8 protein-coding genes are annotated in these 14,958 nt (G+C 62.4%); 4 read left to right on the top strand and 4 right to left on the bottom strand.

The window, feature by feature from the left end; translation table 11 throughout:
* Window positions 1-3: 3 nt before the first annotated feature.
* The 4 genes from AC1D05_RS20025 (at window position 4) to AC1D05_RS20010 (ending at window position 4,276) form a co-directional block, all read left to right on the top strand.
* Window positions 4-570 carry an adenylyl-sulfate kinase gene (locus AC1D05_RS20025; RefSeq protein WP_477443239.1) on the top strand — a complete coding sequence of 189 codons (567 nt, stop codon included), beginning with the start codon at window positions 4-6 and terminating at the stop codon, window positions 568-570.
* A gap of 72 nt (window positions 571-642) precedes the next feature.
* Window positions 643-2,097, top strand: coding sequence for a cation:proton antiporter (locus tag AC1D05_RS20020; RefSeq protein WP_477443237.1), 1,455 nt, complete (start codon window positions 643-645; stop codon window positions 2,095-2,097).
* Window positions 2,098-2,132: 35 nt separating this feature from the next.
* Window positions 2,133-3,284, top strand: a complete 1,152-nt coding sequence (locus AC1D05_RS20015; RefSeq protein ID WP_477443356.1) for a PqqD family peptide modification chaperone — start codon at window positions 2,133-2,135, stop codon at window positions 3,282-3,284.
* Window positions 3,281-4,276 carry a nucleotidyltransferase family protein gene (locus AC1D05_RS20010; RefSeq protein ID WP_477443235.1) on the top strand — a complete coding sequence of 332 codons (996 nt, stop codon included), beginning with the start codon at window positions 3,281-3,283 and terminating at the stop codon, window positions 4,274-4,276. The genes AC1D05_RS20015 and AC1D05_RS20010 overlap by 4 nt, the downstream gene beginning before the upstream one ends.
* Window positions 4,277-5,037: 761 nt before the next feature.
* On the opposite strand, the gene AC1D05_RS20005 is transcribed toward AC1D05_RS20010, so the two are convergent.
* From AC1D05_RS20005 to AC1D05_RS19990, 4 genes are all read right to left on the bottom strand, one after another.
* The gene (locus AC1D05_RS20005) at window positions 5,038-10,848 is read right to left on the bottom strand and encodes a metallophosphoesterase (protein WP_477443234.1); all 5,811 of its coding nucleotides are present in this window, start codon (window positions 10,846-10,848) and stop codon (window positions 5,038-5,040) included.
* A 189-nt stretch (window positions 10,849-11,037) separates the two neighbouring features.
* On the bottom strand, window positions 11,038-12,543 hold the full coding sequence (locus tag AC1D05_RS20000; RefSeq protein ID WP_477443232.1) for a lipopolysaccharide biosynthesis protein: 1,506 nt from the start codon (window positions 12,541-12,543) through the stop codon (window positions 11,038-11,040).
* Window positions 12,544-12,665: 122 nt separating this feature from the next.
* Complete coding sequence (locus AC1D05_RS19995; protein ID WP_477443230.1) at window positions 12,666-13,544, bottom strand: sulfotransferase family protein; 879 nt, start codon at window positions 13,542-13,544, stop codon at window positions 12,666-12,668.
* A 67-nt stretch (window positions 13,545-13,611) separates the two neighbouring features.
* Window positions 13,612-14,931, bottom strand: coding sequence for an HlyD family type I secretion periplasmic adaptor subunit (locus AC1D05_RS19990; RefSeq protein ID WP_477443228.1), 1,320 nt, complete (start codon window positions 14,929-14,931; stop codon window positions 13,612-13,614).
* Window positions 14,932-14,958 lie beyond the last annotated feature (27 nt).

The raw sequence follows: 14,958 nt of genomic DNA, 5'->3' as shown, positions 1-14,958 counted from the left end.
AAGATGGCTAACGGAATGAAACATTTCGGGCTGCCCTTGCAGGACCGCGAACATCCTGAACCGGGAACGGTGCTATGGCTGCTTGGTCCAACCTCCGCCGGCAAAACGACGCTGGCAAGCCGCGTCGTTGCGGACTTGCGACGGCTCGGGGTTCCGGCCATCCTGTTTGATGGCGACGAAGTCCGCGGGTTCTTCGGCGCCGACCTCGGATTTGGCACTGACAGCCGGTTGCGCGTGGTCTCGGTGCTGGTGCATCTGGCCAATAAGGCAGCCGATGCTGGCCTGCACGTCGTGGTCGCCGCGCTGACCGCAGGGCAGGACGCTCGCGAACATGTTCGTGAGAACGTCAGAAACCTGACGATCGGCTACGTCGCCTGCTCGGTCGAAACCTGTGCGCAACGGGATCCGAAGGGCCTGTATCGCAAGGCGATAAGTGGCGAGATCGATACCCTCATCGGCTACAACAGCGAGTATCGGCCGCCAGACAGCCCGGACCTCGTACTCGACACCGAGGCGCATTCCTTGGATGAACTCGCGGCGCGGATCGTCGCCTCGTATGTGTGGAATTAACCGAGGCGTGGGCCGTCGCCGATCGACGAAATCCGAGCTTCACCTTCTGAACGCGTCAATTGAGGCGGCGCCATGAGCGACCCCGAACTCGCACGGTTCTTTTTGTCCCTGGTCCTCCTGCTCGTCGGCGCTTTGGGCGGCGGACATATATTCGAGCGGCTGAAGCTGCCGCGCGTGATCGGCGAAATCGTGGGCGGCATCGCGCTCGGTCCGTCCCTGCTGGGGCTTGTCTCGCCCCAAGCGCACAAATGGTTGTTTACTGGGTTCCCCGCCCAGGGTGCCCTGCTTTCCGCCTTTTACTGGCTGGGCCTGATTTTGCTGATGTTCACCGCCGGCTTCAAGATGCAGGCAGAAGGAGCGGGGGGGTCTGGCCGCATCATACTGGCACTGGTGGTCGGCGCGCTCGTCGTTCCGTTCGCGTGTGGCTATGCGGGCGCGCCGTTGTTTGCGGACACTCAGACGGGCGATGTCTTTGCGTTCAAGCTGGTGATGGGTATCGCCGCTGGCGTCACCTCTATCCCGGTTATCTCGCGCATCTTCCTCGATCTTGGCCTGATGAACAGCTCCTTCGCGCGCAATATTATCGGCGCCGCTACCATTCAGGATCTCATCCTCTGGAGCATGCTTGCCATCGCCACGGCGGTGCAGCACGGCGACGCCGCCGATGCGGGAGGCATCGGGCGCGTGATTGCCGTCAACCTTGCCTTCGTGCTCGCCTCGCTTTTCGTCGCGCCGGCCGTTGCTCGCGAGGTTCGTCGAAGGCTCTTCGGCAAGTTCAGCGAAGCGTCGCTGACTGGCTACACAATGCTGCTGTGCCTGGTCTTCGTCGCAGCCGCGAGCCTCTTGAAAGTGAACATTGTCTTCGCCGCGCTTCTGGCGGGTCTCGTCATGGCGCGGTTTCCCTCACGGCATCTTGCTGCGGTGAAACAACATATCGCCGACATCTCGATATGGTTTTTCGTGCCGATCTACTTCGCGCTCGTCGGCCTGCGGCTCGATCTGGCGCATCAATTCGACGGCTCGCTCACCCTCTTCTTCATTGTCGCCAGCACGGCCATCAAGCTGGTGAGTTGCACTGTTGCCGCCCGGACAGCCGGGGCCGACTGGGCCAGGGCCTTCGACTACGGCGTCGCCATGAACACGCGCGGCGGGCCAGGCATCGTGTTGGCGAGCGTGGCATACGCCGCCGGCATCATCGACGAGCGCATGTTCACCGCGCTGGTGCTCGCTTCGATACTGACCTCCTTTGCCACGGGGCTTTGGCTGCGCTGGCGACTGGCGCGCGACCCCGAATTGTTTGCCGATTTGACGAGATCCGCACCTGGCATGCGCGCCTCGCCAAGTTTGGCATCGGCAACCACCGCGCTCTTGGCCCGGGTTTTCCAGTCACCGTCAAGCCGAAACCGGCACGTCGCTGCCAAGCCCTCGGGTCCAGGACCGGATGGAAATGAAGGGCGCAATGAGCTTTCCCCGAAAGGGCACTCCGCTTTGCCCATCGCGGGCGCCGGCTCCGCGACTATAGCTTAGACCACCGCAGCGCATTGGTAGAGGACGACGGCTTGATGAAGCAGAACGGAGCGGCCATGACGCGGGGCTCTGCCGATTATGGCACGGTCCCATTTGTGACCCAGGGGCGGTTGGTGCGCATTGGGGGGCAAAACATTCTGTTCAGCCCATCCCAGCAGGCCATTTTCGCCGTCAACGATACGGCTGCCGACATCTGGCGATCTCTGGACGAGGGCATGCCGCCGGAAGCAATCTCGACCGAGATTGCGCGTGCTGGCGTTGACAGTTGTGAGGCAAAAAAGCACGTCGAGGCAGCGCTTGGCGATTGGCAGCGGTTGAGCCTGATACGCCCCCGTGCGCCGTTGCCTTCATCATCGGCGCAAGCGCCTGTGAACCAGGTGGTCGCCGTTGCGGGCCTTACAGTTCGTATAATCTATCCAGCAGCGTGCGCCTTTCCCGCGAGCACCGCATTTCGGCATCTCGAGATCCAGAGAGAGACGGCTGACGTTCTGCTGCAGGTGGTTGAGCTCGAGGGGCGAATTCACCTGTTTCGGGATTGCGGCTGGGTCTTGTCGTGCTCGCCAGACGAACTTCCCGTGATGTTGAAAGGGCAATTGCTGACCGAGGTTCTCGACCGCGGTACCTATGAGCTTGCACTCCATGCGGCGGCGCTGGTCAAGAATGAGCGCATCGTGCTTCTTTGCGGTAATCCGGGCGCGGGCAAGACGACGCTGACCCTGGCGTTGGTTCATGCAGGATTCGGCTTCGCCGCGGACGACGTGACGCTGCTGGATTCAAGGGGATATGGCGTGGGCCTTCCGTTTGCCCCCGCGGTCAAGGCCGGGTCATGGCCGCTTCTGGCCAAATACTGCCCCGGTCTCGATGACGTTCCAATCTGTCGCCGTCCGGACCGCAGGCGTGTGCGGTTTGCCGTGCCCAGGGAGTTCGTGCCCTTGTCGCGGTCTCCCGTACCCATCGGCTCTGTGCTCCTGCTTCGTCGGGGCCGCGACTCGAAAGCTTGCCTGGAGCCTGTCGACCCAGCGAGCGCATTGCGCGGTCTGCTCAACGGCGCGTTTTCGCCCGGTCGAGAACTGAGCGCCACCGCGTTCGACGTGCTGACTCAGGTCGTCGGATCGGCTGAGACCTATTGCCTGACCTATTCGAGGCTGGATGATGCGGTAAAGCTGGTCACGAGAGCGTGCCGATGATGCGCAGGGGTAACGCGCTTGAGGCATTGATCGCCGGCCTTCGCGGCTGTCCGGCCGACAGGGCCGACTGGCAGGCTGTGATTGCGCTGGCGAATCACACTCTACTCACGCCAGACCTGTTCTCGTCGCTTGCGCGTGCTGGACAGATCCACCAGCTCCCGCAGGATGTACGCGAGTATCTGCGGTTCGTTCACGACTGCAACCGGGAACGGAACCTTCGTTTGCGTGCCCAACTGCGTGAAGCCGTTGCGGCCCTCAACCGCCACGACATCGCTCCGCTCCTGCTCAAGGGAGCCGTTCCGCTATTCCTTTCCCCAGCCGGCCGGGTCCCCAGCAGGATGACAAGTGACCTCGATCTGGCCGTGGAGCCAGCCGAGGGGAAGGCCGCCCGGGCCTGCCTTGAAGAGCTCGGCTACGTCGATGTGGGGGGCGGGCGAGGCATGGCCCGCCAGCAGGACGCCGGGATGCTGGAGCTCCGGCCGAGCCGGGCGAACGGCTTTGAGCCCCCCAAGCTCGTCCAGCGACATGGTCTTCGTGTGAAAATTCCCCCCGCACCGTCTCGCGCCCTGCACTGGATGGTGCACGACCTCCTCAAGGAGGGGGACTACTGGCGAGGCAGGATAGATCTAAGGCACCTTCATGATCTGGCACAATTGGCGGAGAGCGACCACGTGAACTGGACGGCGCTGCGTGCGTCCGTGTCGGATCGAAGCGCCCGCAATGCGTTCGACACACAGCTGCTGGCCTTGCACCATTTCTTCGGGATCAGAATCCCGGCAAAATGCGCACAGCGCCCGATGATCCGTTTCCAGCACTGGAGGCGCATCTTCACGGCGACACACCCCATCATTGGCGCCCCCTTGCGCCTGGCCGGCAATCTGGTGTGGGGCACGTGGCGGTTTTCACGTGCCGATGGCTTGGCGCGACGCGGCCCGTTCGATTTCGCGCACCGCGTCGCTCGCACACTCCTGAATACCCGCACGAAAATCTAAGCCTTTTGGAGAAATTGTTTCTCTACCCGGGAGATCATAAAGTAAAGTTGTTGAAAGATAGGGGTTTGTGACATGGCAGCCGGAAGTAAAAGACGCCCGGAACCGAAACCGGAGGGCTTGGCCTCGGAGGCTCAGGCGCGCCGGGACTTTCTCAAGAAAGCAGGACGGTTTGCGGCGGTAACGCCGCCGGCTATAACGCTTCTGCTCGGCACGAGCTTGAACTCCAAGGCAATTGCCAAATCGGGCGGGTCACGCCCGGGCAACGGCTGGGGGGACAAGAACCACATTCACGTCGGCCCTCCCGGCCAGCTGGGCAAGATCGACAAATATAAATTCGAGCCTCCGGCACATCCCGGCCACGGAAAATAGTAGGTTCGAAAGCATAGCGTTTGAGTTTGTCATTTGACAGCCCGGACGCTCACGGCACGCCACAAGTGCCGCGAGCGTCCGGGCTTTTCCTTGCCGGCAGCGACTAGAGCAATTCCAGGAAAAGTGTGAACGGTTTTCCCGGGAAAAGCGCGCAGCGCTTTCCCTAGGGAATTGCGTCAAAACAAAGAGTTAGAGCGGTTCGCCGTTTCCGTGAAACGGTGAACTGCTCTAGGCCCGCGCTTGCATTTGAGCATCATCCCGACACCAAAAATGGATCCGGTTTTTGCCACGCTGATCCGGTTCGAAAGATCGTCTCAAACAAAAGAAAGAGCCCATCCCGATCTCATCGGGATGGGCTCGCCGTGGACTTTCGAGCATGCCGGAAAGTGGCCCTATGCGAGGAGCAGACTGCTCAGGAAGTTGTCGTTGTGGAACTGCTCCACATGAACACCGGTCAGCGTGATCTGGTCGCCGCCGCCCAGCGACGCCACGACATTCGAGCCCTGGTTCGTGGCCACCTGCAGGAACTGGCTGGTGTTGTAGATGCCAAAGGCCCTGAGATCGAGGACGTCGCCGGTACCGGCGCCGGGCAGGAAATTCATGACCGTGTCCTGACCGTCGCCGTGGGCGAACACGAACAGATTGTGCTGGTTACCGGCAACCAGCAAGTCGTTTCCGCGCCCGCCGATCAGCGTGTCGTTGCCCCCCAGACCCCACAGATAGTCGGCGCCGGTGGTGCCGTTCAGGACATAACCCCCGTTGACGATTGTCGGCGTGCGCCCCGCGGGCGTCGGGACAAAGTAGGAATCCGTGAGAACAGGGGTAGCGGTCGTCCCGTTGAAGCTGCCCACCTTGTAGAACTCGATCAGCATGCCCGCGTCCGTGATCGTCACCAAATTGGCGCCGACGTTGGGAACAGTCTTGCCAGCTCCGCCGAGGCCGGTGGTCGTGTAGGGGAGATAGACGCCGTCGCCGTTATCGTCCCGATTCTCGCGATAGTAATTGTGCTCGTGGCCGGCAAAGACCGCATTCACGCCCCATTGCTCGAAGGGCCACCGCATGGTGACAGTGCTGCCGCTCGGGTTGTATGCCGTGTGATGATAGTATGCCAGGTTGAAGCTCGCGTCGGAATTCGCGAGAAGATTCTGCATCCAATGGCCCTGCACGGAGGTGGAACTGCGGCCATCCGGCTCCTGCTTGTTGCTGCTGAGAGCGAAGAAGTGCACCGGCCCGATCTGGAAGTCGTAATACCGCTCATTGTCGGGCAGCGTGAAGTAATTCAGGTAGTTGGTAACGTTGTTTTCGTCGTATTCGTGATTGCCGAGCGTGGGAAAGAAGCGGTTGATAGTGCTGCCGCTGCCGTACGCGCCCTGATAATTGCCGATGTAGTCATGGTACTGTTGGCCGACGGCGGCGTCCAAGGTCTGCGGTGCATATACGTTGTCGCCGACTGTCAGGATGAAGTCTGGGTTCCAGGCATGGACCATCGCCGAGACGGCTTTTTCGCCGGAGAGGTCGGTGTCGCCGTAATCACCAAAGATCGCGAACCGGTATAATGTCTGCGGCGCGGTCGTCGGAACGACGCTGACCGCATAGTCGTGCGCGGCGGTGCTCCCGTCGGACGAGGTTGCGGTGACGTGGAGGTTGATTGACCCCTCGGTTGCCGCATTGAGCGTGCCGGTGCCGGAGCGCGTGATGACGCCGGTATTGGCATCGATGGCGAAGCGCGAGTCGTTGAGGCTGTAGGTGACCGTATTGGTGACGTCGGGATCCTTGGCTGCGGCTGTGATGTGAACCACGGTGCCCGCGACGGCATTGTCAGTGATCTGATTGGAGGCAGAGTCGGCATCCGCTGGATGCTTGAAGGCGACCGGACCGGTAGTCGGCACATAGTACTCGATGTGCAGAAGTGGGGCGCCGGTGCTGCTGGCATCGAAGGAATTGGCCCTGCGCTCGCCGCTGCTGCCACTGACGATGAATGCCATGTCGTTCTGCGGTAGCCAGCCCGAGCGGCCGATGATCTCCTGCACAATCGCCGAGATGTCCGACGTGCGTTCGGCGGGGCCAGCTTCATTGTTGACGGTCCAATCGGGTGGCGTCCACGTCACCGAGGTGTTCGTCATGGGGCGCAAGGTGAGGTCGCTTATCTCACTCTCGAAGGGGGTGGATTCGTCGCTGTTTTCGCCCCGGATCAAGAGCGACACAGCGCCGGTGCTCGTATTTTGCGCCTGGAACTGAATATAGGCACTGGTGATGACGGCGTCGTACGGAATGTTGACGCTGGTGAAGCGCAATCCGACCGTCTGGACCTTGGTGCCGTCAAACACCATGTCGAGATTGCCGCCGGTGAGGTTCATCCCGCCGGTAGGGCCTTGTTCGGCGTCGTCGGCGCTGGACGCAACCCTTGTCTCGAAGATCGGCCCTGTGGACACACTGACGGCATAGTCCTGGCCCGCGGTGCTCCCATCGGAGGAGGTGGCGGTGACATGCAGGTTGGCCGCCGGCTCGGTTGCTGCATTGAGCGTGCCGGTGCCCGAGCGCGTAATGACACCGGTGCTGGAATTGATGGCGAAGCGCGGGTCATTCACGGTGTAGGTGATCGTCGATCCGGCATCGGGATCCCTGGCCGAGGCAGTGATGCCGGTTGCCGTGCCGGCGGCGGCGTTCTGGGCGATCAGGTTGGCGGCGCTGTCGGCATCCGACGGGGTGTTGAAGGCGACCGGCTCCTGGCTGTCGAGGACGCCGACGGTGAAGGTCTGGTTGGCGGTGCTTCCATCGGAGGACGTTGCCGTCACCGTGAGGTTGATCGACGTCTGGGTTTCGAAGTCGAGCGTGCCGGTGGCCGAGCGTGTGATGACGCCGGTGCTGGCGTCGATGGCGAAGCGTGTATCACTGATACTGTAGGCGACGGTCGATCCGGCATCGGGATCCGTGGCCGAGGCGGTGATGCCGATAGCCGTGCCCGCCGCGGCGAGTTCAGCGATCTGGTTGGCGGAGAGGTTGGAATCGGCCGGCGTGTTGAAGGCCACCGGAGAGCCGGCCGGGCCGGGCAGCAGATATTCGATGTGCAGCAACGGCGCGCTGGCCGGATTGTATTCGTAGGAATCGGCCGTGCGTGTGCCGGTGCCGCTGACCAGGAATGCCATATCGTTGAGCGCCGCCCAGCCCGAGCGGTTGACGATCTCCTGCACGATCGCCGTGAGGTCCGGCGTGCGCTCGGCCAGGCCGTGGTCGCCCACCGTGGTCCACGGGTCCGGGGTCCAGGCCGTGGACGCAGTCGTCTTGGGAAGTGAGGACACGTTGAACTTGACGCTGGTGAAGACGCTCGCGTCGTCAACATTATCACCCTGAATCAGCAGCGACGCCGCGCCGGTCTTCACCTCATTGGCCTGGAACTGGACATAGGCGCTGGTGATGATGGCGCCCTGAGGGATGTTGATACCGGTGAAACGGAGGCCGACCGTCTGGGCCGTGGAGCCGTCATAGGCCAACTCCAGGTCGGTGACGTTGGTCGAAATCGCGCCGGTGCTTTTCTGCTCGACATCGTCGCCGGCGGTCGCCACCCTTGTTTCGATGATCACAGGTGTGGTGCTGCCCGTCCCGGAGACAGCGACGGCGAAGGCGTGGGTATCGGTGCTGCCGTCGGACGAAGTCGCGGTCACGTTGAAGTTGACCGACGGCTCCGACGTCGCGTTGAGCGTGCCGGTGTTCGAGCGCGTGATGACGCCGGTGCCGGCATTGATGGCGAAGCGCGAGTCGCTGATGCTGTAGGTGACGGTCGAGCCGGCGTCGGGGTCCGTGGCCGCGGCGGTGATGCCGATCGCCGTACCGGCGGCGGCGTTCTGGGTAATCTGGTTGACGGCGGGGTTAGCATCGGGCGAGGGGTTGAAAGCGACCGGCTCCGGGCTGTTGAGAACGCCGACGGTGAAGGCCTGGTTGGTGGTGCTTCCATCGGACGAGGTTGCCGTCACCGTCAGGTTGATCGACGGCTGCGTCTCGAAGTCGAGCGTGCCGGTGGCCGAGCGTGTAATGACGCCGGAGCTGGCGTCGATGGCGAAGCGCGAGTCGTTGATACTGTAGGTGACGGTCGAGCCGGCGTCGGGATCCGTGGCCGAAGCGGTGACGCCGACGGCCGTGCCCGCTGCAGCGAGTTCGGCGATCTGGTTGACGGCGGGGTTGGCATCCGGCGAGGGGTTGAAGGTGACCGGCTCCGGACTGTCGAGGGCGCCGACGATGAAGGTCTGGTTCGCGGTGCTTCCGTCGGAGGAGGTTGCCGTCACTGTCAGGTTGATCGAGGGCTGGGTCTCGAAGTCGAGCGTGCCGGTGGCCGAGCGCGTGATGACGCCGGAGCTGGCGTCGATGGCGAAGCGCGAGTCGTTGATACTGTAGGTGACGGTCGAGCCGGCGTCGGGATCGGTGGCCGAAGCGGTGACGCCGACGGCCGTGCCGGCCGCGGCGAGTTCGGCGATCTGGTTGACAGTGGGGTCGGCATCGGCCGGTGTGTTGAAGGTCACCGGCAGCTGGTTGGCCGTGACGCCAACGCTGAAGACATGAGTATCGATACTGCCGTCGGACGAGGTGGCAGTGACGGTCAGGCTGACCGACGGCTCCGAAGTCGCGTTGAGCGTGCCGGTGCTCGAGCGCGTGATGACGCCGGTGCTGGCATTGATGGCGAAGCGTGTGTCATCGATGGTGTAGGTGACGGTCGATCCGGCATCGGGATCCGTGGCGGCGGCGGTGATGCCGACCGTCGTGCCGGCGGCGGCGTTCTGGGTAATCTGGTTGACGGCGGTGTCGGTGTCCGGCGAGGGGTTGAAGGCGACCGGCTCCGGGCTGTTGAGGACAGCGACGGTGAAGGTCTGGTTGGCGGTGCTGCCGTCGGAGGAGGTTGCCGTCACGGTCAGGTTGATAGACGGTTGGGTCTCGAAGTCGAGCGTGCCGGTGGCCGAGCGCGTGATGACGCCGGTGCTTGCGTTGATGACGAAGCGCGAGTCGTTGATGCTGTAGGCGACGGTCGAGCCGGCGTCGGGATCCGTGGCCGAAGCGGTGATGCCGAGAGGGGCGCCGGCCGCTGCGAGTTCGGCGATCTGGTTGGCGGTGGGGTCGGCATCGGCCGGCGAATTGAAGGCCACCGGACTGCCAGCGGGCAGCAGATATTCGATGTGCAGCAGCGGCGCGCTGGCCGGATTGTATTCATAGGAATCGGCGGTGCGCGTGCCGGTGCCGGTGACCAGGAATGCCATGTCGTTGAGCGCAGCCCAGCCGGAGCGGTTGACGATCTCCTGCACGATCGCCGACAGATCCGGCGTGCGCTCGGCAAGGCCGTGGTCGCCCACCGCGGTCCACGGGTCGGGCGTCCAGGCCGTTGACGCAGTCGTCCTGGGAAGCGAGGACACGTTGAAGCTGACGGTGGTGAAGGGACTGGCGTCGTCGGTATTGTCGCCCTGAATCGTCAGCGACGTCGCACCGGTCTTCACCTCGTTGGCCTGGAACTGGATATAGGCGCTGGTGATGATGGCACCCTTGGGGATGTCGATGCCGGTGAAGCGGAGGCCGACCGTCTGGGCGGTTGTGCCGTCATAGCCCAGTTCCAGATCGTTGATGTTGCTCGAAATCGAGCCGGAGCCCTTCTGCTCGACATCGTCGCCGGCGGTCGCCACCCTGGTCTCGAAGATCGGGTCGATCGCACTTAAGCTGGCGGCGAAGAGGCTGGCGGTGGTGACCGTGGCGCCAGTCGAGGTCGTGCCTGTCCCAGCAGCCGCATCGGGGGTGGCGGCGGTGTGGATGACGCCGCTGTCGGCATGGTCCACGACCGCATGGTTCCACATGCCAGAAACCTTCGCCGCCAGCGTGTCGAGAAAAGTGCTGTCGAGATGAATGCCGAGTCTGGCTGCGGCCTCGGCCAACCCGATGAGTTTCGGTTCGCCACCGGTTGCTTGGGCCAAGGCGATACCGTGGCCGGAGACGAGGTTATCGAGCTTGATCGCGGCTGGATCCAAGCCATGAGCTTGACTGCCCTTGTCGGCGGTCGAGTGGTCGCTGAGATCGGAGAGCTCGGGGGGCGTCTCGCTGCCATTCGCCCTTCCGACCGGCGGGGTCCAGGTTTCATTCGTCAGCCAGTCGCCCTTGATGCCCGAGTCGATGCCGAACTCCGTCATCAAGAGTTTCGCGCTGCTTTCACTGCCATGAGCCGGTTTAGCCATGTCGCATCTCCTTCCCGCACTTTTCCTCGATTCAAGACCAGAACCTTGGCATGCCCGAAGCGGACGTCACGCCGTCGTTGCCCTCAAGATCGCGCTCCGCGCCAATGACGTTTTGACGTTGTGCATTAAAGTCGTGGCCGGAAATCCGTGGTTGGGCGGTTGGGCACAAACTGTGAGTTCCGCCGTTGATCAGTCCGTTGCCTTCTTCATCCTGGGCCAGGCTGGCGCTACGGCCGCGAGCAGGCGCAGGAGTGATAGTCCATCGCGCCCAAGGAACAGCGACGGAAGGATCCAGCACAGCAGCAAGCTCCCGGCTGACGCCAGCAAGGCGGCATCGACGAGCAGGGCGAGCGGTGGCAGCTGCAGCTGTCGCATCCACTCCACCGGTGCCCAGACCCCTAATCCGACGACGCCTGCGAGCGCGAGGCCAGGCACGTGCACTCCCGCGAACTCCGACCAACTCATCTTGGTTACGCGGAGGCTCAACTGTGCCATGAGGAAGAAGTTGACCGCGAACGCCACGCTTACGCCGAATGCCACTCCTTCCACGCCCCATAGCTGGCCTATGATCGACCCAACGAAGACGCCGACGGTGAAGACAGCCTGGCGCCAAGCCCGGGCGTAGACCGTGCCGGTTGCCCGCGAGACGGAATCGCTGAGCTTGTAGCTCGTGCGGAAGAGCATGCTGAACGCCAGGATCTGCAGCGGGCCGACGACGCCCTCCCACCCCCGTCCGAGGATCACCAGAACCAACTCGGGCGCGACGATTGCCACGACCACGCTGGCCGGCAGGACGAGCAGGGCGCACCCTGACAGCGCGCTGCGGTAGGCGCGGGCAAGTCGTGCAGGCTCCTCTTGGACCAGCGCCATGGTCGGGAACAGGACGCGATCGAGAACCTGGCCGACGATCACCGCCGGGGTCGTCATCAGCTGCGACGACAGGCCATACAGGCCGAGCGCGTCGGCGCCGAGCCAGCGGCCCACGACAAGCCTGTCGGCTTGGGTTGCGAGGTAATTGAAGACCCGGGCAATGGTAAAGCCACTGCCGAAATAGAGCAGCTCAAGGATGGCGCGTCGCTCCAGCAGAGGCCGCATCGGGTGCGGCTGGCCGACGAGCAGCACGATCATGCGGATGAATTGCTGGACCAGCACTGCTGCGACAAGCGACCAGATGCCGAAGCCGAGCCAAGCCAGAACCGGGGCGGCAACGACGTAGCCGACGGCAAAGGCGCAGGCGTCGATAAGCGCGAGCCAGCGGAATCGCAGCGCGCGCTGGGCCGCGGCCAATGCCACCATGGAAGCGCCCTGGAAAAGGAAGATGAAGCAGATTGCACGTACGATCGGCGCCAGATCGGCCAGCCGAAGCAGGTCGGCAATGGCGGGCGCCATTATCCAAACCAGTACGGACACAGCAAGCCCGAGGAAGCACGACAAGGTGAACCCGGCCCGAAGATGCCGCTCCTCAAGCACAGGTCGCTGCACGATCGCGGGAGTAATGCCAAGTCCCTGGAAGATGGCCGAAAACTTGATGACGATCAGGGAAGCGGAATAGAGGCCGAACTCATTGGGAGAGAGCAGCCGGGCCAGGACGACGAGGGCGACAATCTCCGCGACCGCAAGCGCCCCCATGGACAGTGCCGTCCAGAACATGCCGACGACACTTTGTTTCGCCAGCCCGCGCCGAATATCGCTCACGCCTCTCTCCACTCACTTGGCCGGCCCAGGCAGGCAGCCATCGTATATTTCCGGAATGCGCTTGGTAGGCGACGAACATCACAACGGCGGTGTTCGAGGGCCTTCGGGCCGCCGTGCAATGCTCAACTAAGAGCCTGGGGGACTTCGTATCGGTAGAACTCCATCTCGTCCCGGACCTCGGGAACGATCGCGGTCAGTTCCTTGGGGTCAAGGCGGAGCCACTTCTGCTGACGGCCGGGATCGACCATCTCCTTGGCCGTGCCAACGATATCGTCCGTACAGTCCAGCCCGCAATGTCGATAGATGCGTCGTAACACCGACTCGGGATCCTGCATCAGATCTTCGTAGCGAAACGACAAGACGCGGCCGTTCCCCAGCCTGGCGAGATCCTCCCGGGCCTTTCGGTTGCCGCGCGCCCACTGGCGTGCGATCACCCTCAACTTTTCCGTTCCCTTCAAGTCCTCGTCGATTCCCTTATAACGTGGTCCGTAGATCGGTGTGTATTTCTTGTTCAGCAATTTCTTGAAAATCATCTGTTTTATAAAATCTTTTGCGTAATAGTGAAGCTGCGTCACCGGAGTTACCGCCAATGTCCTACGCAATCCCTTGAAAGTCTTTGTTTTCTGCCATTTTAGCTCCATCGAGCTTATGCAGGAGAACGGATTTCTTGTAATGTATAGAAATATTGCGTCCGGGAAGATCTCGTGGACAAACGGCACGCGAAGAACATTGGAGGGCGTGTTCTCCATGATCCGCCGGCCCCCGTGCCGCGACTGGTACTCGAGGAACCGGTCGCGAATGTAACGAACGACCTTTTCAGTGGCATCATTCTCGGCAAATTCGTCATGACGCCGCGCCGGATCGGCATAGAGCCACAATGTCCTTGGCTCGTACCAGGTGACGATGTCCGGATGCAGCCCGATCAATTTCTGCGCAATGGTGGTACCCGACCGATAGTTGCCAATCAGAAAAATCGGAGGTTTCAGCTCTGTCGTCATCATCACAAGTCCCCGTCGCTACGGTTGAACCAGGATTGCATCGATCTGCCCGGCAGTCTGCGCCACGCAGCTACTGGTCCCTGAAAGCGCGCATCATCTGGTCCGTCAAAGGCTTCATCAGGTAGGAGATCACTTTGCGGTCGCCGGTCTGTATGAACGCCTCCACCGGCATGCCGGGAATGAGCGAGACCGGGCCGAGCTTCTTCAAATCCTTAGGGTCGGGCGTGATGCGCACCTCGTAGTAGACTTCATTGGTGTGCTGGTCGCGCGTTACATCGGCCGCGATCATGGACACCACGCCCTCAGTCTCGGGCGTCGTGCGCACGTTGAAGGCGGTGAAGCGAAGACGCGCACGTTGGCCGATCAAGAGCTGGTCGATGTCTTGCGGAGCGGCCTTCACTTCGACCGTGAGGGTGTCGGTGTCGGGCACGATCAGCATGATTGGCTCCCCGGCGCTGATCACGCCGCCCACGGTGTGGATTGTTGATTGATGAACCGTGCCGCTGGCGGGAGCGCGAATATCGATGCGTGCCAGTTGGTCCTCCGCGGTGACCTTTCGCTCCTCGAACTCGTCGATCTTTGAGTCGACTTCGCGCAGCTCGCTTCCGGTTTCGCTGGAGAACTCCTTGTCCAGTTGCAGGATCTGAAGCTCGACTTCGGCGATGGCTCCCTTTGCCTGCGCCATGCTCGACACAAGCTGAGCCCGTTCACCCTCGATGCGTGTCGCCTCGCGTTCATATTCTGTCAGTTTCGACTTGAGCACGAGCTTCATTTCAACCAGGCCGCGGATGTCGGCCAGTTCGTCGTTGATAAGCTCGATCTCCTTGCTCTTTGCCGATTCCTGAGCCGAATAGCCTTCGATCTGTTTCCTGAGCTGATCGATGCGTTCGCGCAGGCGTGCCTTGTTGCCAGACACCTCAACCCGGCGAAGCTCGAACAGTCGTTGTTCGCTGGCCACCGTGGCCGCAATCTCAGGGTCGTTCATCCGTGCCGCAAGCATCGGAGCAAGCGTCATCCGCTCACTGCCGTCGCGTTCGGCCTCAAGCCGGGACTTCCGCGCATAGAGTTCGTCCAGGTTCCTTGTCACGTAAGCCAGGCTGGCACGCGGAATGGTGCCGCTAAGCTGGACCAAAATATCTCCGGCTCGGACACGGTCCCCATCGCGCACGAAGATCTTGCCGACCACTCCGCCTGTCGGGTGCTGTACCTTCTTTTCGCTGGAATCGACGATCACGGCGCCACGCGAAATTATCGCGCCCGAAATGTCCACCGTGCCGGCCCAGACTCCCATTCCGCCGACGAGCAATGCGACGACGGTCATCCCACCCACGAGATTGCGGCGAATGGATCGCCGGTTGGAAAGCGATCGGTCCAAGATAGCAGCCGTCATTGCCCGTTTCCCATGTCCCGGACGTCG

This window comes from Mesorhizobium sp. P2_E9 (assembly GCF_056403815.1).
This window is presented reverse-complemented; position numbering and strand designations above follow the sequence as displayed.